The 20,990-nt window shown below is 71.6% G+C and carries 14 protein-coding genes; 8 read left to right on the top strand and 6 right to left on the bottom strand.

The annotated features are described in order from the left end of the window. Positions 1-121 precede the first annotated feature (121 nt). Positions 122-466, top strand: a complete 345-nt coding sequence (locus AB0M08_RS09825) for an STAS domain-containing protein (protein WP_364491033.1) — start codon at positions 122-124, stop codon at positions 464-466. Positions 467-636: 170 nt separating this feature from the next. Here the strand turns inward: AB0M08_RS09825 and AB0M08_RS09830 are convergent, their stop codons facing one another. Continuing rightward, the gene (locus tag AB0M08_RS09830) at positions 637-1,149 is read right to left on the bottom strand and encodes a DUF5990 family protein (RefSeq protein WP_364491035.1); all 513 of its coding nucleotides are present in this window, start codon (positions 1,147-1,149) and stop codon (positions 637-639) included. Positions 1,150-1,650: 501 nt separating this feature from the next. Between AB0M08_RS09830 and AB0M08_RS09835 the strand changes: the two genes are divergently transcribed. From AB0M08_RS09835 to AB0M08_RS09860, 6 genes are all read left to right on the top strand, one after another. Beyond that, positions 1,651-2,898 (top strand): hypothetical protein, encoded by a 1,248-nt coding sequence (locus AB0M08_RS09835; RefSeq protein ID WP_364491037.1) that lies wholly within the window; start codon positions 1,651-1,653, stop codon positions 2,896-2,898. 24 nt (positions 2,899-2,922) lie between these two features. Next, positions 2,923-5,115 (top strand): glycoside hydrolase family 9 protein, encoded by a 2,193-nt coding sequence (locus AB0M08_RS09840; RefSeq protein WP_364491039.1) that lies wholly within the window; start codon positions 2,923-2,925, stop codon positions 5,113-5,115. Positions 5,116-5,169: 54 nt separating this feature from the next. Beyond that, the gene (locus tag AB0M08_RS09845) at positions 5,170-6,426 is read left to right on the top strand and encodes a cytochrome P450 (RefSeq protein ID WP_364491041.1); all 1,257 of its coding nucleotides are present in this window, start codon (positions 5,170-5,172) and stop codon (positions 6,424-6,426) included. Between the two features lie 616 nt (positions 6,427-7,042). After that, the gene (locus tag AB0M08_RS09850) at positions 7,043-10,111 is read left to right on the top strand and encodes a DEAD/DEAH box helicase (RefSeq protein ID WP_364491043.1); all 3,069 of its coding nucleotides are present in this window, start codon (positions 7,043-7,045) and stop codon (positions 10,109-10,111) included. After that, positions 10,104-10,868 carry a hypothetical protein gene (locus AB0M08_RS09855; protein WP_364491045.1) on the top strand — a complete coding sequence of 255 codons (765 nt, stop codon included), beginning with the start codon at positions 10,104-10,106 and terminating at the stop codon, positions 10,866-10,868. The genes AB0M08_RS09850 and AB0M08_RS09855 overlap by 8 nt, the downstream gene beginning before the upstream one ends. 80 nt (positions 10,869-10,948) lie before the next feature. Next, complete coding sequence (locus AB0M08_RS09860; RefSeq protein WP_364491047.1) at positions 10,949-11,602, top strand: hypothetical protein; 654 nt, start codon at positions 10,949-10,951, stop codon at positions 11,600-11,602. A gap of 74 nt (positions 11,603-11,676) precedes the next feature. On the opposite strand, the gene AB0M08_RS09865 is transcribed toward AB0M08_RS09860, so the two are convergent. The 3 genes from AB0M08_RS09865 to AB0M08_RS09875 form a co-directional block, all read right to left on the bottom strand. Further along, positions 11,677-13,095, bottom strand: coding sequence for an SDR family NAD(P)-dependent oxidoreductase (locus AB0M08_RS09865; RefSeq protein WP_364491049.1), 1,419 nt, complete (start codon positions 13,093-13,095; stop codon positions 11,677-11,679). A gap of 154 nt (positions 13,096-13,249) precedes the next feature. After that, positions 13,250-17,677: an MMPL family transporter gene (locus tag AB0M08_RS09870; protein ID WP_364491051.1), complete on the bottom strand. Its 4,428-nt coding sequence runs from the start codon at positions 17,675-17,677 to the stop codon at positions 13,250-13,252. A 22-nt stretch (positions 17,678-17,699) separates the two neighbouring features. Continuing rightward, on the bottom strand, positions 17,700-18,470 hold the full coding sequence (locus tag AB0M08_RS09875) for a hypothetical protein (RefSeq protein ID WP_364491053.1): 771 nt from the start codon (positions 18,468-18,470) through the stop codon (positions 17,700-17,702). 229 nt (positions 18,471-18,699) lie between these two features. On the opposite strand from AB0M08_RS09875, the gene AB0M08_RS09880 reads away from it, so the two are divergent. After that, on the top strand, positions 18,700-19,224 hold the full coding sequence (locus tag AB0M08_RS09880; RefSeq protein WP_364491054.1) for an FKBP-type peptidyl-prolyl cis-trans isomerase: 525 nt from the start codon (positions 18,700-18,702) through the stop codon (positions 19,222-19,224). Between the two features lie 125 nt (positions 19,225-19,349). Here the strand turns inward: AB0M08_RS09880 and yaaA are convergent, their stop codons facing one another. Beyond that, complete coding sequence (yaaA, locus tag AB0M08_RS09885; protein WP_364491055.1) at positions 19,350-20,159, bottom strand: peroxide stress protein YaaA; 810 nt, start codon at positions 20,157-20,159, stop codon at positions 19,350-19,352. A gap of 283 nt (positions 20,160-20,442) precedes the next feature. Beyond that, positions 20,443-20,793 carry an STAS domain-containing protein gene (locus AB0M08_RS09890; protein WP_364491057.1) on the bottom strand — a complete coding sequence of 117 codons (351 nt, stop codon included), beginning with the start codon at positions 20,791-20,793 and terminating at the stop codon, positions 20,443-20,445. Positions 20,794-20,990 lie beyond the last annotated feature (197 nt).

Consider the following 20,990-nt stretch of genomic DNA (forward strand, 5'->3'; position numbering starts at 1 on the left):
ATCGCTGGACCGCGCGGCAGCCTGCGGGGGTGCGGGGGTGCGGGTACCGTGTCGATAACGGGCAAATCGCCCGGCTGGGCCTGATGACGGACAGGTCATCGGGCCGGGCCGGGCAGACGGGATGGCAATGAACGGCGCCGCGATGACGACCCGGCGGCAGGCGGACGGCGTGATCGTCGTCGAGGTGCGCGGAACCCTGGACTCGGCCACCGTCGACGGACTCCGCGAGGTCCTGCTGGAGACCCTCCACCGTGACCGGCCCACCCAGATGATCGTCGACCTGACGTACGTGACGTTCATGGACTCGGTCGGCATCGGCGCCCTGGTCGCGGGTCATCAGGCGGCCCGCAGGATCGGCACCCGGCTCCAGCTGCGCAACCCGAGCGAGTTCGTCCACCGCCAACTCCGCGTCACCGGCTTGACGGACCTGCTGGGCCTACCCACCACCCACACCTACCCGTCGTGATCCCCTAACCGCGGTGAAGACGCACCCGCCGTGATCGCCCGCCCGTCGTGATCGCGCCCGCCGTGGTTGCTCGAGTGCCGTGGTCGCGCCCGCCGTGGTTGCTCAAGTGCCGTGGTCGCCCGCCCGCCGTGGTTGCTTGCCCGCCGTGACCGCCCGCCTTTCGTGGCCGCCTACCTGTCGTGATCCGCGGCCGTTCCGGAGTCGGCGTCATCCGATTCCCGCACGGAGTCTCGGGGTGCGGCGGTCCACGTGATCGCGGGCGGGCGGACGCGGGCGCACCGGGGCCCGCCGTCCGGGCCGGTCAGACCCAGGCGGCCGACCAGCACGACCGCCGGGTCGTCGAACGCGGACCGCAGGACCGGCCCGGGCACGTCGCCGAACATCAGCTTCGCCCGCCGGAACCCAGCGAACTCGTCACCGGTGACCGCACCCCAGCTCAGGTAGAGGAACCGGGCCCCCGGCCGCCCGTGAACCCATGGCCCACCGACGTCGAGCAGCCCGTCCGTCACCTCACGGGCCTCGACGTCCAGGTCCCACGCGACGTGCTCGGCCGAGACCGGGAACCGCTCCACCACGTCGGCGCGGCGCTGCACCCCGACGTGCACGTTCCCCAGCCGTAGCGCCTCGGCCTGCGGAGCACCGGCCCGCCCCGGCAGGTCGTACCCCTCGATCCGCATCCGCATGCCGCCGACGATAGACCGCCCCCGCCCGGTGACCAGGCACGACGAGATCTCGCCCACGCCGGATGCTCGCGTGGTGGCGCCGCTCGTTCGGTGCCGGATGCTCGCGTGGTGGCACCGTCCGGTCGGCCCGCGCCTCGTGGTGTGGGCTGCGAAAGGGATCAATCCGGGGATGACCGGCGGGGAGGGCGGCGCGGCGTTAGTGTGCGGACATGGTGGCGGTGCGCGCGGTCGAGCGGGAGCCCGACCGGTGGCGCCTGCCCGTGCCGTCCGGGTTCCGGTGCCGTGCCCGGTTGCCGCTGCCGGTATCGGCCCGTGGGGCGTTGGAGGAGGACGTGCGCAACGAACCGGGGCCTGGCGAACTTCCTGCGCGGGCGAGGGCATCCCGTCGACGTCGTGATCACCGCCGGTGGGCACACCTGGAGCGGATGGCGGGACGCACCTCATCCGCATCCGACCACCCTGTTGTGCCGGGTCTGGCCGGACTGACCTGAGGAGGCGGCCGTGGCCGACGTCGAGCACACCATCGGACTGCTGCTGGGCACCGAGGACGACTGGCCGCGTGCCTACGAGGCCCTGCTGCGCCGTCTCGGCACCGTCTCCGGGCCGGACGGGCGGTCGCACCGGACCCGGCCGGTGCGGGTGACGATCGAGCCGTTCAACCTGCGCGACCGGCCCCGGCACGACCTGGTCATCGACCGGCTCGCGTACTGGTACTACCACCCGCGCGAGTGGCTCAAGAAGATCGCGCTGATGGACGACGTGTACCTGCTGAACAGCCCGTTCACGTTCCAGTCGATGGAGAAGCACGCGGCGTACTGCGCGATGATGCGGCTCGGCCTGAAGGTCCCGGAGACGGTGCTGGTGCCGTTCAAGAACCCGCTGGACAACTCGCGGTACGCCTACACCGCCGCGCGCTACAACCGCCCGTTCGACCTGGAGGCGACCGCGGCGCCGATCGGGTATCCGCTCTGGATGAAGCCGTACGACGGTGGGGCCTGGGTCGGGGTCTCGAGGGTCCGGAACCCGGCCGAACTGCACGCCGCTTACGACGCGTCGGGGGAGCGGCTGATGCACCTGCAGGCGTCGGTGGAGGGGTACGACGTGTTCGCCCGTGCGCTGACCATCGGCCCGGAGACCATGGTCATGCGGTTCCGCCCGGACCAGCCGGTGCACTCCCGGTACGAGGTGGACCACCACTTCCTCTCCGCGACCGCCGGCGACGAGGTGGTGACCATCTCCCGGCTGGTCAACGCGTTCTTCCGCTGGGAGTTCAACTCGTGCGAGTCGCTGGTCCGCGGTGACGAGGTGCACCCCATCGATTACGCGAACGCCTGCCCGGACGTGGCGCTGACCTCGCTGCACTACTACTTCCCGTGGGCGATGACCGCGCTGCTGCGCTGGACGGTCTTCTGTGTGGTGACCGGCCGCAGGCCGCGCCTGGACACCGACATCGCCGACTACTTCGCGGTCGCCGGTGACCCGGACCGGGGCTATCGCGAGAAGCTGGCCGGTTATCGTGAGCTGACCGATCGGTACTTCGAGATCGACCGGTACCGGGAGTTCTGCGACGAGCACCTGGGCGACGTCGACGAGATCGTTTACGACTGGGTCTGCTCGGAGGAGTTCCGCTCGCTGCTGCGTGAGACGGTGCGGGCGATGTATCCGGTGCACGAGCACGAGAGGTTCCTCGCTCACTTCGGTGGGCTGATCGACGCGTGGATCCGGGACCAGGAGTCGTTGACGGCGTAACACGTAGGCAATCAAGATGTGTCCATGCGTCTATGGGAGCGCTCCCGCATCATTGCCGCCGCATCCGCCCTGCTCATCGTCGGCGCCGCCGCGCCGGCCCGGGCCGACGAGGTCGAGCAGGTGGTCAACGGTGGATTCGACGGCACCGCCGACCCCTTCTGGTCGACCTCGAACACGGCCATCGAACTCGTCGACGGGCAGGCCTGTGCCGATGTGCCCGGCGGCACCACCAACCGGTGGGACGTCGGGATCGGGCAGAACGACATCGACCTGATCGCCGGCGAGACCTACCGATTCAGCTTCGACGCGAGCGGGACCGCGGGCCATGTGGTCCGCGCGATCACCGGCCTCGCCGTCGATCCCTACGACACGTACTTCGAGCAGTCCCCGGTTCTCGGTGATCGTCAGCATTATGAGTACACCTTCACGGCTGGAGTGGACACGGACCAGGCGCAGGTCGCCTTCCAGATCGGTGGCAGCGCCGATCCCTGGCGTTTCTGCGTCGATGACGTCTCTCTGGTCGGCGGCGTGCCGCCCGAGGTCTACGAGCCTGATACCGGACCCAGGGTCAGAGTCAACCAGGTCGTCTATCTTTCTTCCGGACCGAAGGCGGCGACCCTCGTGAGCGACGCCACCGCCGCCCTACCGTGGCAGCTGACCGACGCCGCCGGGGCGGTGGTCGCACACGGTCTGACCAGGCCGTACGGGATCGATGCCAGTTCAGGGCAGTACGTGCACACGATCGATTTCAGCTCTTACACCCGAGCCGGAAAGGGGTATAGCGTCGTCGCCGACGGGGAGACCTCCCGGTCCTTCGACATCGGAGGAGACGCCTATGAGCGGCTGCGCGCCGACGCGCTGAAGTTCTACTACACCCAGCGATCCGGCATCGAGATCCGCGACGACCTGCGGCCCGGTTACGCACGACCCGCCGGGCACGTGGACGTGGCGCCGAACCAGGGGGACGGCGACGTCCCCTGCCAGGCCGGCGTCTGCGACTACACGCTCGACGTCCGCGGCGGCTGGTACGACGCCGGCGACCACGGGAAGTACGTGGTCAACGGCGGCATCACCGTCGGGGAGCTGCTCAGCGAGTACGAGCAGTCCCGGGACGTACGCAAGACCAGTCTGGACATCCCGGAGAGCGGCGACCGCACCCCGGACATCCTCGACGAGGTCCGCTGGGAGCTGGAGTTCCTGCTGAAGATGCAGGCGCCCTCCGGCATGGTGCACCACAAGATCCACGACGCGGCGTGGACCGGCCTCCCGCTGCTGCCGAGCCAGGACCCGCAGCCCCGTGAGCTGCACCCGGTCTCGACGGCGGCGACGCTGAACCTCGCCGCGGTGGCCGCCCAGGCCGCGCGGGTCTACCAGCAGTACGACGCGGCGTTCGCGGCACGCGCTCTCCAGGCGGCGCGCACCGCCTACACCGCGGCGGCGACCAACCCGATCGCGTACGCGCCGGAGTCCGACGGCGTGGGAGGAGGTGCCTACAACGACACGAACGTCGGTGACGAGTTCTACTGGGCCGCGGCCGAGCTCTACCTCACCACGGGGGAGAGGCGCTTCGCCGACGACGTGCTCGCCTCGCCCGTGCACACCGCGGACGTCTTCGGCCAGGGCGCCTTCGACTGGGCGTCGACCGCCGGAGCGGCCCGGCTCGACCTGGCGCTGGTGCCGAACCGGCTTCCCGGTCTCTCGTCCGTGAAGGCGTCGGTGGTCCAGGCCGCCGAGAAGTACCTGGCCGTGCAGGCCGCGCACCCGTACGGCGTGACCTACGCGCCGGCGAACAACATGTGGGACTGGGGGTCGAACAGTGCCGTCCTGAACAACCTGGTGGTGATCTCGGCCGCTCATCAGCTCACCGGCAAGCGGAAGTACCGGGACGGCGTGCTGACCGGTCTGGACTACCTCTTCGGCCGAAATGCCCTGAACATCTCCTACGTCACGGGGTACGGCGAGGTCAGCTCCCAGAACGAGCACAGCCGCTGGTACGCCGCGGAGCTCGACCCGAGCCTGCCGCACCCGCCCACCGGGACCCTGGCCGGTGGCGCGAACTCCTCCATCCAGGACCCGTACGCGCAGAGCAAGATCAGCGGCTGTGTCGGCCAGTTCTGCTACATCGACGACATTCAGTCCTGGTCGACCAATGAGGAGGCGATCAACTGGAACGCGGCACTCGCCCGGGTGTCCGGATATGTCGCAGAGTTGTCGTAGGCACGCGATCTAGGACATACATCGCATAGTCTGCCAGGGAACGGGAGGTTCACCGTGCAGGCTCTGCGATTCGCGACAGCCCTCTACTCGCGTCAGCTCGCCATCCGGTACTACGGGCACGTCCGGCGGGACCCGCTCTCGCTGCTGCATCTGCGGGACGACCCGTACCCGATCTACGAGCAGGTTCGCGCGTACGGGCCGTTGATGCCCACCGCCCGCCTCGGGAACTACGTGACCGCGGACTACGCCGTCTGCCAGGCGGTGCTGCGGGACCGGCGATTCGGCGTCCGATCGGTCGCCCTCGCCGGTCCCGGAGCACCCGGTGACGAGATCGACATGTCATTCCTGGACAAGGATCCGCCCGACCACACCCGCCTGCGCCGCCTGGCCCAGCCGGCGTTCAGCCCGAAGCAGGTCGCCGGCTTCCGGCCCCGCATCGAGCGCACCGTCGACGCACTGCTCGACGCGGCCGCCGCGAAGGGCACGTTCGACCTGATCGGGGACTTCGCCGCCCCGGTCCCGATCCAGGTGATCAACGACCTGCTCGGCGTGCCCGACGTCGACGCGGAGACGTTCTCCCGGTACGGGCAGGTGATCGGCGGGGCGCTCGCCGGTGTCCGCTCACTGCGGCACGCCGCCCAGCTCAAGGCGGCCAGTGAGGCACTCGACGACGTGTTCGTCCGGTTGTTCGACCTGCGGCGGACCGAACCGTCCGACGACGCGCTGAGCCGGATCGTCGCCGCCGAGGGTGATCAGATTCAGCCGCACGAGATGCTGCCGATGTGCCGTCTGCTGCTCGTGGCCGGGTTCGAGACCACGGTCAACCTGATCGGCAACGCGGTCAACGCGCTCCTCGACCACCCGGACCAGTGGGCCGATCTCTGTGCCGACCCCGCCGGGCTGGCCGGCCCGGCCGTCGAGGAGGCCCTGCGCTGGGACACTCCGGCCCAGCGCACCGCCCGCGGCGCCCAGGAGGAGATCGAACTCGCCGGTGTCACGCTGCGCCCCGGCCAGTTCGTGATCACCCTGCTCGGCGGCGCTAACCGGGACCCGTCGGTCTTCGCGGACGCCGCCGCCTTCGACATCCACCGTACGTCCGAATCTGACCACCTGGCCTTCTCCGGCGGCATCCACTACTGCGTCGGTGCCCCGCTGGCTCGCCTCGAAGCCACGATCGCCCTCCGGCGCCTGGCCGAGCGGCTTCCCGATCTGCGCCGCGCCGGCCCGCTCACCCGCCGCCCGGCCGGCATCATCCGCGGCCCGCTCACCTTCCCGGTCCGCACGAAGCGGCGAGTCCTGACCCCTCACTGACCGTTTCTGACCAAACCCCTCCCGGGGTACGCCCGCAACCGGGGCACATCTGTCCCCCGCCGCGTGGTGGTGGCGTGCTGATGTGTGGCGGCAGGCTGGCCGCTCGGGGTGTGTCTCAGTCCGGTCGGCTGGTGGTTAGGGGTGTCTCGGGCGCTCCGAGTGACCCGTGAACGCCAGCCGCGCCGGGAAAGCTGGCGCTCACGGGTCTCTCCAGCCCGCCGACACACCCCTGAGCACCAGCCACCAAGATCCAACCCGTAGTTGATCATGAAATGTTGATCAAGTCCGGTCGGTCGGGGCCCACCCCGACCGGGGGAAACCCCCATCCCTGACGGAACAGTGGCACATAACGGTGATCTTGGCCCGGGGCCCTGTGGATAAACCCCGGCTGTGGATAACCCCCGACCCGGACCATGACCGAGAACGCCCACCCCGCGACCCCGCCGGTGACGATCTCGCCGGAATCGACCAGCGGGGTCGCCCCTGATGGCCAGCCGGACGTGGGTGGGCTTGGCGATCGGCGGGACCGAGGCCGATGTGCAGGGGCATGCCGATGCGCACGGCAGGAGGTGGGCGCTGCCGGGAAGTGTCGGTGGGGCGGCCTAGAGTCGGCGGGGTGCACAGCGGAGTGGTGACCGTCCCCGAGGCGGATGTGCGTGTCCTCCACGGGTTCGTGGGGCGGGACGGTGGGCTGAACCTGTGGGGTGAGGCCGGCACGGACGGTCGTGGCGCGGGGCCGTGGCATCCGGGGGCGATCCCCGTGGAGGGGCTGCCCGCCGGTGACCGGCGGGAGGCCGCGACGCTGGTGCTGCCCTCGACCGGGGCCGGGCCGCTGCCGTCGCCGCAGGTCGGGCTGTCGCCGCGACGGGGGGTTCCGCGGGCGCGGGCATGGCGGGTGCCGGCGGTGGAGGTGCCGTTCCTCGACGCGGATCTGGCGGCGGAGTTCGAGGGGCGGATCTCGCCGGGGGTCCGGTGGATGATCGAGCTGTGCGCCTTCGCGGCGAGTCTGGTGCGGCGCGGGCGGGTGCTGCCCGGGGTGCGGATCGAGGGGGTGCGCCCGAGCGCCTACTGGCGACCGGTTCTGATCGGCGCGGACGCGGCCCGGCGAGCGGCGCTGGTGGCCGCCATGCCCGCCGCCTGCCGAGCGGAGACGGGCGACCCGGCCGCGCGAGGAAGCCGGGAAAGCGGAGGAAAGGGCGAAACGGCTGCGGGGAGAGGGCCGCTGGAGAGACCCGCGGACGTGGCCGGACCCGAGGACCTGGTCGCGGTCGCGCTCGGCAGGCTGGTCGACGGGCTCGTGCGTACCCGGCTGGCCGAGCGTGGGGTGACGCTGGCCGGCTACGGATGGCTGGGGGCGCTCACCGCGGAGCCGGAGTTCGACGCCGGGCCCGAGCTCGCCGACGACCGGGTCGAGCGGCTGGATGAGCTGGTCGAGCGGCTGGACGGGTGGTTCGATCAGGCGGCCCGTGGCTCGGCGGTGCGGGTCTGCTTCCGGCTCAGCGATCCCCGCGAGCACGAACCCGTGATGCCCGCCGAGGTGCGCCTGCCCGAGGACTCGTGGCGGCTGGAGTTCCTGCTGCAGGCGGCCGACGAGCCCAGTGTCCTCGTCGGGGCGGCGGACGTCTGGCGGGACGACTACGCGCCGCTGCGGCGGTGGACCGGGCATCCGCAGGAACGGCTGCTCGCCGGGCTCGGGCGGGCCTCGCGGCTCTGGCCGGCGCTCGGGGACGCGCTGCGCGAGGTGCGGCCCACCCAGATGATCATGGATACCGAGGGGGCGCACGGGTTCCTCAGTCACGCGGAGCTACTGACCGAGGCGGGGTACGGCGTCCTGCTCCCGGCCTGGTGGCGACGGAGCTCCGGGCTCGGGCTGTCGCTGCGGGTGCGGTCGCGGGAGGCGGTCGCCCACGTGCTGCGCGACCGGACGGCGGGGCTCCGCGAGCTGGTCGACTATCAGTGGGGGCTGGCGCTCGGCGGGCGCCCGCTGACCGAGGATGATCTGGCCGACCTGGCGCGCGCGAAGGTGCCGCTGGTCCGGTTGCGCGGGCGCTGGGTCTTCCTGGACGCGGACCGGCTCGCCGCGGGGCTGGCCTTCCTGCGCCGTGGCGGTGGCCGGATGACCGCCGGGGAGGCGCTGCGCACGGTACGGCTGCTGCCGCCGGAGGACCTGCCACTCCCGGTCACCGACGCGCGCGGCGAGGGCTGGCTCGGCGCCCTGCTCGGCGGGGAGCTCGACCAGCGGCTGGAGGTTCTCGAGCAGCCCGACGGCCTGAACGGGGAGCTCCGGGCGTACCAGAAGCGGGGTCTGTCGTGGTTGAACTTCCTGGACGAACTGGGGCTCGGCGCGTGTCTGGCGGACGACATGGGGCTCGGGAAGACGGTGCAGCTCCTGGCGCTGCTGCTGCACCGGAGGGATGGGCCGGCGCTGCTCATCTGTCCGCTCTCGGTCCTCGGCAACTGGCAGCGTGAGGCGGAGCGGTTCGCGCCGGGGCTGCGGGTCACGGTGCTGCACGGGGCCGACCGGGCGGACCCGGCGGCGCTGATCGAAAACGCCGATCTGGTGCTGACCACGTATGCGACGGCGGTCAAGGACGCGGCGGCGCTCGCGGCGATCCAGTGGGACCGCGTGGTGCTCGACGAGGCGCAGCACATCAAGAACAGCGCGGGGTCGGCGGCGCGGGCGGTGCGCACGTTCCCGGCGCGGAGCCGGATCGCGCTGACCGGCACGCCGGTCGAGAACCGGCTCTCCGAACTATGGTCGATTCTGGACTTCGCCAACCCCGGCCTGCTCGCGTCGGCGCACGCCTTCCGGGCCCGTTTCGCCGTTCCGATCGAAAGGTACGCGGACGAGGAGGCGGCGGCCCGGCTCCGGCAGGCGACGCGGCCGTTCCTGCTCCGGCGTACGAAATCGGACCCGGCGATCGCGAATGATCTGCCGTCCAAACGTCAGGTCAGGCACCTGTGCGGCATGACGACGGAGCAGGTCAGCCTCTACCGGGCGGTCCTCGACGAGCTGCTGGCCAAGATGGCCGAACCGGGCGAGCGCTGGCGCAAGGGGCTCGTGCTGGCCGCGATGACCAAGCTCAAACAGGTCTGCGTGCACCCGGCGCTGCTGCTCAAGGACGGTTCGCCGCTTCCCGGCCGCTCCGGCAAGGTGGACCGGCTGGAGGAGATCGTGGACCGGGCGCTCGGGGCGGGGGAGAGCGTCCTCTGCTTCACCCAGTTCGCGCGGTTCGGCGGGATGCTCGCCCCGCATCTGGCCGCCCGCTTCGGGGTCAGGGTCCCCTTCCTGCACGGGGGTACGGCCCGCGGCGCCCGGGACGCGATGGTGGCCGAGTTCCAGCAGGCCGACCGGCCGGGGGTGTTCGTGCTCTCGCTCAAGGCCGGGGGGACCGGGATCAACCTCACCGCGGCGAACCACGTGGTGCACGTGGACCGCTGGTGGAACCCGGCGGCCGAGACCCAGGCGTCGGACCGGGCGTACCGGATCGGTCAGCGCAAGGACGTGCACGTCCACACGCTGGTCTGCCTCGGCACCCTCGAGGAGCGGATCGACCGACTGCTCGCCGACAAGGGCGTCCTCGCCGAACGGGTGGTCGGCTCGGGTGAGGGGTGGCTGAGCGCGCTCTCCGCCCAGGATCTGCGCGACCTGGTCGCCCTGGCACCGGAGGCGATCGTTGACTGATTTCCCCCTCGCGTTCCTCGGCATGTTCGAGTCGCTCCGGATGGGGCCGACCTTCGCGCGCGGCCGCCGGGACGAGCGTGCCGGTCACGTACGCAGCCTGACGATCTCCAGCAGTCTCGCGGTCGCGCTGGTCCGTGGGCCGGAGGACGCCGTCGCGTTCCGGGCCCGGATCGCGGTCCGCGCGTTCGGGGCCGCCGACTGGGCGCGGATCGAGGAGACGCTGGTCAAGGAGGCGCGCTTCACGGCGAGCCTGCTCGACGGGCGGATGCCGGACGGGATCGAGGCGACGTTCGCCGGGAACGGGATGAGCCTGCTGCCGCTCTCGCTGGACGAGGTGGCGATGGACTGCACCTGCGAGCGCTGGCCGATGCCGTGCATCCACCTCGCGGCGACCTGCTACGCGCTGGCCCGGGCCTTCGAGTCGGACCCGTTCGAGGTGTTCACCTGGCGGGGGCGTACCCGGGACGAGCTCCTGATGCGGTTGCGGCGGTTGCGTGAGGCGTCGCCCGCCGAAGCGGTGCCCGAGGCGGAACCCGTCGATGAACCGGCTCCCCTGGTCGACCCGGAGGACCCGGGCGCCTTCTGGGGAGAGCTCGGCTTCGCGCTGGACCTCGGTGACGCCGGTGGGCATCCGGACGCGCTCCTCGATCAGCTGGATCCGCCGCGGCTCACGCACCACGGGCGTCCCATAAACGAGGTGCTTCGTCCGGCATATCAGCACCTTTCGGACACTGAGGGGGTCGGCCGAACGGATTAGATACCGCGAAACCCCGGAAACCCTCGGACGGCCGTGGTCGGCTAGGCGCGTTATGGCTCATATGTCCGAAAAGGTGTGACATGAACAAGGCACAGCGATTCCTGGCCATCGCCGGGATGGGTGTCGCCGCCGGGGCGATGATCGGGATCGGGCCGGTGCAGGCGGCGCCGCGGTCCGGGGCTCACTGGGGGGACTACGTCGCCGGGACGTTCCGGACGGAGCGGGCGTGCGAGCGGGCCGGGTGGACCGGGATCGACAATGGGGCCTGGTACGACTACGACTGCGAACCGACGTACTGGGGTCCGCGGGGCCGGGTCTACCAGCTGGTCGTCGCCGGGGACGACTGGGGCTGGGACGACTGGGGCGGGTCGTGGCCGAGCGGGTGGCCGTACCGTCCGGACTACCCGGGCAAGCGTTTCCACATCCCGGACGGACCCGGCCGCGATCGCGACCACGGTCCTGGCCGCGACGATCACGGTCCCGGGCGGGACGACCACGGTCCTGGCCGCGACGATCACTGTCCCGGGCGCGACGACCATGGCCCCGGGCGCGATGATCACGGTCCCGGGCGCGATGATCACGGTCCCGGGCGCGACGACCATGGCCCCGGGCGGGACGATCACGGTCCTGGCCGCGATGACCACGGTCCCGGGCGGGACGATCACGGTCCCGGGCGGGATGACCATGGTCCCAGGAGTGGGCCGCGTGGCCAGGCGGCCTGGCCTCAGCCCTGAAATATCGGAAATAGTGTGACGTAGCCTCACCTGATCACGGGCCACACCCTCCGGGGGCGTGGCCCGCGGTCGTGTTACCAGGCCACCGGGGCGTAGTCCTTCAGGAAGCAGCCGTACACGTCCTCGCCCTGCTCACCGCGGATGATCGGGTCGTACACCCGGGCCGCGCCGTCGACCAGGTCCAGCGGGGCGTGGAAACCCTCCTCGTGCAGGCGCATCTTGGTCGGGTGCGGCCGCTCGTCGGTGATCCAGCCGGTGTCCACACTGGTCATCAGGATGCCGTCGGCGAACATGTCCACCGCACTGGTACGGGTCAGCATGTTCAGCGCGGCCTTCGCCATGTTCGTGTGCGGATGCCCGGCGCCCTTGTAGCCGCGCGCGAAGATCCCCTCCATCGCGGACACGTTCACCACGTACCGCCGGGGGTGCGGCGACCCGGTCATCGCCGGGCGCAGGCGGCTGACCAGGATGAACGGCGCCGTCACGTTGCAGAGCTGGACCTCGAGCAGTTCGAGCGGGTCGACCTCGTGGACCCGGTCGCTCCAGCTGTTGGTCGTGGTCGTGTCCGGCACCAGGCCGCCCGCGTCGATCGCCACCGACCGGGCGGTCAGCGCCAGCTCGGTGATCTGCTGCGGGCTCAGCGTGGTGCTGCCGGCGGTCAGGGCGGCGGCGGGAGAGGTGCCGAGGGTGCCGGCCGTGCCGAAATACTCCAGCTCGGGAAGGTTTCCGGAGGGCAGGGCGGCCGTCTCGGCGGCGGCGATGGCGGAGTACGAGCCCGGGGTACGGCGTACGGTCTGGGCCGCGTTGTTGATCAGAATGTCCAGAGGTCCCCGCGCCACGACGGAGTCCGCGAGGCCCACCACCTGGGCCGGATCCCGCAGATCGATCCCGACCACGCGCAGCCGGTGCAGCCAGTCGGCGCTGTCCGGCATGGCGGTGAACCGGCGCACCGCGTCGTGCGGGAACCGGGTGGTGATCGTCAGGTCCGCGCCGTCCCGGAGCAGCCGCAGCGCGATGTACATGCCGATCTTGGCGCGCCCGCCGGTGAGCAGCGCCCGCCGGCCGGTCAGATCGGTCCGCGCGTCCCGCCGCTCGTGGTTCAGCTTGGCGCAATCCGGGCAGAGCTGGTGGTAGAACGCGTCCACCACGGTGTACCGCTGTTTGCAGACATAACAGCCGCGCGCCTGCTTCAGCACCCCGGCGACGGCACCCTGCGTGGCACTCGTGAGCGGAATGCCCGCGGTCTCGTCGTCGATCCGCCCCGGCGCACCGGTCGCGGTCGCCTCGGTCACGGCACGATCATTCTCCAGTACGGCCGCACGACGATCGCGTCGTCGCTGCACCTTGACCGTCTTGAAGATCCCGGCCGTGGCCCTGCGCACGGTCACCGCGTCCGGATGCTCCGGAGGCAGCGTCTGCACCTCGGCCAGGACGGCGAGGCAGACCGCGAGCCGGTCCGGATCCACGCCCACGGTCGAGTCACTGCCGGTCATGCTCCACGTCCCTCTCTTGCCCTCTACCGCACGCACTGTACTTAACCCGGCGGCTCCTATCGGCCGCCGGGCGCGCTCGCGAAGGGTATCCCGCCCCGGCTCGCTGCCGTTTCGGCCCGCTGTCAGTTCGGTCTGCTGTCAGTTCGGCTCGCTGTCAGTTCGGTTCGGGGGTCTCGTCCCGGGGCTTCCAGTCCTCGAGGCTCTGCGGCCGGGTGGTGGTGGGCCCGTGCAGCCACTCGTCCAGGGTCTCCGGCCGCCGTGCCGCGGGGCTCGGCGGCGCCGGCGACTCGCTGACGCCGACTGCCGGGGAGGCGGGCAGGTCACCGAGGGTCTGCGGCCGCTGCGGCGCGGCCTTGTCCCCGTTGAGCCATTCATCCAGCGTACGGGGCCTGCGCGCGGGCACAGCCATCGCCGGTGCCGCACCGACCGTGACCTCGGCGAACTCGCCGCCGTCCGGACTCGCCGACTGATCATCGACTTCCAGCCCGGGCCCGGCCGCGTCGGGGTCACCCGCTTCAAGAGCACGCGTCTCAGGAGCACCCGATACGGGATCACCCGTCTCGGGATCGCCTGTCTCGGGATCGCCTGTCTCGGGATCGCCTGTCTCGGGATCGCCTGTCTCGGGATCGCCTGTCTCGGGATCGCCTGTCTCGGGGTCGCCCGCGTCGGCGAGCCAGGGGAACGTGTCCGGCCCGTTCCCGGTGGAGACGACCGAGGCGAGCCGGGGGTCGTTCATCCAGGCGAAGGCCTGCGCGATCTCGGGATCGCTGAGATCCGGCCGATGCGGTTCAAAATCCTCTCCCGGTACGGCCGCCGCCCCGCCCGCCGCCCCGCCCGCCGCCTCCGGCGCCCCCTCAGCCCCCGGCTCGATCCCGCCCTCGAGTTCGTGCGTGAACGCCGGCTCGCCCTCTGCGGTTTCGTGCGTGAACGCCGGCTCGCCCTCTGCGGTTTCGTGCGTGAACGCCGGCCCGGCCTCTGCGGTTTCGTGCGTGAACGCCGGCTCGGGTTCCGGGAGGAGCGTCGCCTCGGGGTCGGGTACCGGGTCCGGCTGCGGGGTGGCGGGGAGTTCCGGCTGCGGGGTGGGAGCGGGCTCCTGGGCAGTCAGGTAGTCGGCGGCGGGCTCGACGTCGGTGATGTCGATGTCGTCGAGAATGCTGACCGGGGTCGAGTATGAGCTGGCCAGCGCGGGGTCGGCCGTCTCGTCGACCGGCTCCGCCTCAAGTTCCGGCTCCGGCTCCGGCTCCGGCTCAGGTCCCGGTGCCAGCTCGGGCTCCGGTTCCGGTTCCGGTTCCGGTTCCGGCTCTGCGGTGAGTTGTTCGGGCTCTGCGGTGAGTTCTGGGGAGGGTTCGGTCGGAACGCCGGGGTCCTCGGTGGGGGGAGGGGTGGGCTCGTCGATGGACGGGAGGTCGCCCGCAGTGATGGCGGCGCCGGCGGCCAGGGTGGCTTCCACCTCGGCCCAGAGGTCGGCGGTCACCGGGTGCTGGGTGCTGATCGGGTCCGGGGTGGCGGCGGGTTCGTCGGAGGACGACGCGTCGGGAAGGGACATGTCGGTAGGGCCCTCGGCGGGATCGGCGGCAGTGTCGGCGGACTCGGGGAAACCGGCCTCAGCGGTGTCGGCCTCAGCGGTGTCGGGCTCAGCAACGGTGGGCTCAGCAACGGTGGGCTCAGTGACGGTGGGCTCAGTGACGGTGGGCTCAGCGGCGCCGGGCTCGGTGTCGTCGGGCTCGTCGGTGTCGGGGAGGTCGGCTGAGGCCTGGGTGAAGAGCGGGGTGGGGCCGGAGTCGGTGGGGACCGGGAGACGGTTGATGACGTGGGCCGAGGCGGTTTCGGTGAAGAGGGGGGCCTCGGGGTCGTCGATGCTCGGGATGGCGCTCACCGGGGGCGGGGCGTCCGGGTCGAAGGGCTCGGAGAAGATCGGGATCGCCTGGGTCTGGTCGAGCAGGGCGGGTTCCGCGTCGTTGTCCTCGATCTTCGGGGTGGCCATGTCCTGATCAACGGGGGTGGAGGGGCGTGCGGATGAAGGCTCAGCGTCCGTTGTGGAGGGACCGGTGAGGGGTTCGTCCGGGATGCCGGGTTCATCCGGGGTGGTGGGGGTGGGGTCGAGGGCTGCGGGAGCGGAAGAGGGCTCCGGAGCGCCTGACAAATCCGAAAAGTCCGGCGAGTCTGGAGCGTCAGATGGAGTCGAGGCGGTGGCTTCGGGGGGAGACGACAGGGGAGGGAAGGGCGGCAGGGGAGAAACGAGGGGGGAAGGCCAGGCCGGGGAGGACGATGCCGGGGAGGCCGAGGCCGGAGAGGGGGAAGCCGGGGAGGACGAGGCGGGGGAGGACGAGGCGGGGGAGGACGAGGCGGGGGAGGAGGAGCGCAGGGAGGTGACCAGGGCGGTGGCGTCGGGGCTGGACATCACGTGGGACTGGACGGCGGCGTAGTCGAGGACGTCGGTAGGGGTGCCCGGGTCGGGGTCGGCCTTTTGAGCGCGGTGGGCGGCCGGATCGTGCGTATGAGAAAAGACAGACGCACGTTGCTGGAAGCGGCGCAGGAAGGGTGGGGACCACCAAGCGGCGTCGCCCATCAGGGCGAGGGTGGCCGGGACCAGGAGCATGCGGACGACCGTGGCGTCGAGGAGCAGGGCGATGATCATGCCGACGCCGACGAAACGCATGGTGGTGACCGTGGAGAGGGCGAACGCGCCGGTCACCACGATGAGGAGCAGGGCGGCGGCGCTGATCACCCGGCCGGTGCGGGTGAGGCCGATGGTGACCGCCTCGGACGTCGAGGCGCCGGCCGTGCGGGCCTCGACCATCCGGGAGAGCAGGAAGACCTCGTAGTCGGTGGAGAGACCGAAGACGACCGCGGCCATCAGGACCACGATGCCGGCCTCCAGCGGCGCCGGCGTGACGTCGAGCAGGCCCGCGCCGTGGCCCTCCTGGAAGAGCCAGACCAGCGAGCCGAACGTGGCGGTGAGGCTGAGGGCGCTCATCACCACGGCCTTGACCGGGAGCAGGACCGAGCCGAAGGCCAGGAACATCAGGAGCAGCGTCGCGCCGGTGAGCAGGGCGATCATCAGGGGGAGGCGGTCGCCGATCGCGGCGAGGCTGTCCACGTTGCGGGCCGTGGCGCCGCCGATCAGCATCCCGGCCTTGGCGGGCGGGCCGAGCAGACGGATGTCGTCGACCACCTCGCGTGCCTCGTCGCTGTACGAGTCCGTGCTGTTCAGCGCCGCGGTGAGGACGGTGACGTCGCCCTTCTCCCCGGCAGGTACGACCGAGGCGACGCCGGCGATCTTGGTGATCCGGTCGATGAACGCGGTGACGTCGATGTCGGTGCCGCGCAGCACGATCTGCACGCCGTCGGCGCTGAACTGCGGGTAGTCGGCCTTCAGCGTCTCGACGGCGATCCGGGACGGGTCCGCGGCGGGCAGGACGCGCTCGTCGTTCTCGCCGAAGTGGACCGAGCCGATCGGCCACGCCAGGGCGATCAGACCGAGAAGGATCGGCAGGGCGACCAGGACCGGGCGGCGGAGCACGACGGCGGCGAGGCGCTCCCAGCCGATTCCGGCGCGGCCCCGCAACGGCAGCCGGATCGGGATCAGGTCGACCTTCGGGCCGAGGATCGCCAGCAGCGCCGGGAGCAGCGTCAGGGACAGCAGCATGGCGAGCAGGACCGAGGCGAGTCCGCCGTACGCGAGGGACTTGAGGAAGCCCTGCGGGAAGAGGAGCAGGCCGGCCAGCGCGGTCATCAGCAGCGTGGCGGAGAAGAGCACGGTACGGCCGGCGGTGGCGACGGTCCGCTCCACGGCCTCGGCGGGGGTGCACCCGGCGGCCTGCTCCTCGCGGAACCGGCCGACCATGAAGAGCCCGTAGTCGATCGCCATGCCGAGGCCGAGCAGGCTGGCCACGTTCACCGCGAACGAGTTGACGTCGTGCACCAGCGAGATCGCGTGCAGCACGCCGAGCGAGCCGAGCACCGCCGCCCCGCCGACGATCACCGGGAGGGACGCCGCGACCAGCGAGCCGAAGATGAAGAGCAGCAGGATCAGCACGAGCGGCAGCGAGATCGCCTCGGCGGAGCCCAGGTCACCGGTGGAGCGGGTGTTGGCGGCGTCGGCGAGCGGGATGCTGCCGGCGAGCCGGACGATGGCGCCGTCGACGGCGAAGTCGTCCTTGATCGCGGCGAACCGGGTGGTCTTCGCGGCGTCGTCGGCACCGGGCAGCGTGATGACCGCGACGGCGCTGGACCTGTCCTTCGCGGCGTAGGCGGCGTTCTTGGCGTCCCAGTAACTCGCCGTCGAGGCCGCCGGTATCGTCGCCAGCCGGTCCTTGATCCGGGTGGTCAGCGCCCCGTCGTCGATCGTCGCGGCGCCGGTCGGGGTGTAGATCGCGATGACGTCGCCACCCTCGCCCACCGCGGTGGCGGCCACCGCGGCGGCCCGGCTTGACTCGCTCTGTGGGTCGTCGTATCCGCCCTCGATGAGCTGTCCGAAAACGCCCAGTCCCCAGAATCCGGCGCCGAGCACCGCCACCAGCGTGACGGCCAGCACCGTCCAGCGGAGTCGGGCGACCCGTGATCCCCAGCCCGCGAACACCGATTGGTCCCCTTCCGTACGGTTAGAAGAGTGTTGCCGCCTGTAGCGCGACCCCACCGCAGTCCTCGTCGTAGGACTTGTCGGTGATCCATTCAATCGAGATCTTGCCAGTCGCCGAGGCGCGGTAGCTCACCGTGTACCGGGCGGTGGCCATGCTCGTCCCCTTCTGCTCGAAGGTGGTGGTGACCGTCTCGCCGCCGGTGTTCAGGCTCATCCGCAGCTCGCCGCGGGCGGCGACCGCGCCGACGTAGAGCCGCAGCGTCTGCGGTTCCGGCCCGGCGGGCGCCGAGAGCGTGAATCCGTGGCCCTTGCCGCAGGTACGGATCCCGCTGGTGGTGCCGGTGTCCTTCGGCGCCGGGGTGCCGCCGGTCCAGCGGAACTTCTCCGGGCTCAGCGTGTGCCGCCGTCGCGGCGAGGACGGGGTGCCCTCGAGAATCGCGAAGCCGCCCCCGGTGGCGCGCTCCAGCGAGTACGTGCCCTCCTCGCCCCAGTGCACCCAGTCGATCTTGCCTTCGCTGCTCAGGTTCACCGTGTCCGGGACCGTGCCGCGCTCGAAGGTGATGTCGTCGATCGGCGTGGTCGACATCGACGGCGACGGGCTGGGCAGCGGGATCGGCACCCCGGTCGCCGGGTCGGCGACCTCACCGACCAGCGGGGTGGCGTCGGTCGCCGGGGGATGGGAGAGGCCGTACAGCACGCCGGCCACGGTCAGCACGGCCAGTACCCCGGCGAGGATCACGGCGGCGGGGCCCAGATACTCCTTCCACCAGGGACCCTTCGGCTCCAACAGCACTGGCGGGACCTTCGCGCGGCGGCGGGGCAAGTGGCACTCCGGGCGGGGAGGAGGTCGGACGGGCGGGTGAAACGATCTCACCTTCGGTGGAGAGGGAGAAGACCGGGATCGGATCGGGACCGTACGGGTGATCATCCGCATCGGCGATTCGGCCGAGGTTCCCGGTTGCGAAGAGTCGCGGGACGAGTACGGTGTCCGGAGTTTTCCGACAGATCCTCCGGGAGTCCTGATGAGTGACAGCAAGCGCCGCAGCCAGGCGGTGGCCGGCGGGATCGCCGGTGCCGTGGTCTTCGTCGTGCTGGCGGTGGTCTTCTTCGTGGTCCGCTCCGGCGACGAATCCTCCGCCGCCGCGCCCGCGTCGACCGCCGCGCCGGCCGCGACCACGTCCGCGGCCGGTGTTCCGGCCGAGCTCGCCACCGAGCCCGAGGTCGCGGGCGGGACGGGCACGCTCGACAAGCTGACCGCCACGGTCCTGGTGCCGGGCACCGGTCCCGCGGTCGAGGCCGGGCAGACCATCACGGTCAACTACAAGCTCATCCCGTACGCCGGTGGGGACGTGATCGACTCCTCGTGGACCCGGGGCGAGCCGCTCACCACCCAGATCGGGACCGGTCAGCTGATCAAGGGCTGGGACCAGGGGATCCCCGGGCAGAAGGTGGGCAGCCGGGTGCAGCTGGACGTCCCGGCGGATCTCGCGTACGGCGCCGAGCAGGGCGACCTGCGCTTCGTGGTGGACATCCTCTCGGCGAGCTGACCCGGCCCGGCCGTGTCCCGCAACGGCCGCTTCCCGCAACGGCCGTGTCCCGCAACGGCCGCTTCCCGCAACGGCCGCTTCCCGCAACGGCCGCGCCTCGCAATGGGCGCGGCCGTTCGGCCGATCTAGAGCTCGGTGACGACCACGTCCAGCCGGCGTGACCGGCCCGCCGCCGCGGGGTGTTCCTCCACCGTGAACTTCAGGTCCCGCAGGGCCGTGACCAGCTCGTCCACGCTCGCCGGGGTGGCGGCCTCGCTCGCCAGGGTGCGAACCATCCGGCCCTTCGTCGCCTTGTTGAAGTGGCTCACCACCGACCGCTTCGGCACGCCGTCGACCACCCGCTCGTGCAGCACGCGCAGGGCCGCGGTCCGGTTCGCCGTCTCCGCGGGCGGCGCCCACATCGCCGCGTAGGCGCCCGACCTCAGGTCCAGCACCGGGCCGTCGGCGGCCGCCGGGTCGAGTGCCTTCTTCAGTTCCCGCTTCCAGTACGCGGTGAGCCCGCCGACCGGGTCCGGCAGTGAGACGCCGACGGAGCAGCGGTAGGCCGGGATGCGGTCGCCGAGTCGCACCACACCCCAGAGCCCGGAGAAGACCACCGCCGTCCGGTCCAGCCACGCGCGCGCCTCCGGTGCGAGGCTCCCCGGTTCCAGGGCCTCGTAGAGCACTCCGGTGTAGACCCCGGCGGCCGGCGCGGCGGGCGCGGTGAGCAGCCCCGCGTTCCGGCCGATCTCGCCACGCTGCCCCTCGCTGAGCCCGAGCACGGCGAGCGAGTCCGCTATCGATCGGGCACTGCTCCGCTTGCACATCGCGACCAGACGGTTCAGCACCCGGCTGCGGGCGGGCGCGAGCGCGGGCAGCCAGAGGCTCGCGGTGTCGACGGGCGCCCCCTCGGTGGCGGGGGTCTTACCTTCGGAGGGCGGCAGGAGGATCAGCACGCCGCGAGACTAGCGCGCCGGCCCCCGGCCGGCGCTGAGGGCCGCATCGGCGCTCTCGACACACCCCTCAGCGCCAGCCAGGAGGCTCCCGCCCGCTTCTGGCTGGTGCTGAGGGGTGTGTGGGGCGCCCTGACACACCCCTCAGCACCAGCCAAGAGGGTGACGCGCGTGGGGCGGCCGGGTGCGGGCCCGGCCGCGTTCCCGGGGCGGCCGGGTGCGGGTCCGGGTGCGTTTTCGGGGTGGGCGGTGCGGGTTCGGCCGTGCTTCCGGGTGCCGTTCGTGGTCAGCCGGGGACGTCGTCGGGGCGGCCGGAGAGGGCGTCGTCGACGGTGGGGTAGACGCCGAGGCGGGAGGCGAGGCCGACGGTGTCGAGGAGGCGTTCGAGGAACTCGCCGGGGGACGCGAGCCGGATCCAGCCGCCGGCCGCCTCGGCGCGGCGGTGGCCGGTGACGAAGGTGCTCAGGCCGGTCGAGTCACAGAACACCACTCCGGCGAGGTCGACGACGACGCGCGGGCGGGGACGGTCGAGCGCCTGGTCGAGGCGGTCGGCGAGGAGGGGAGCACTGTCCAGGTCGAGGTTGCCCCGCACGGTCACCACGACGGCACCGGCCCGGTGGAGAAGCGAGACGTTCATACCCTACTTCTGCCCACTTCACGACCCGCTGTCACCTACCGTCCTCGTCCAGCCTGTGCTGAGGGGTGTGTGGAGGGCGCCCAGCCGGTGACGATCCGGCCGGAATGGACCAGCGGGGTCGGCCGGGAGGGGCAGCCGCTTGCGCGTGCGTGGGTGGCTCTGGGCGCGTGGGTCGTTCGGGGCGCGTGGGTGGCTCT

This window comes from Actinoplanes sp. NPDC051851, assembly GCF_040681165.1.
Lineage (GTDB): Bacteria > Actinomycetota > Actinomycetes > Mycobacteriales > Micromonosporaceae > Actinoplanes.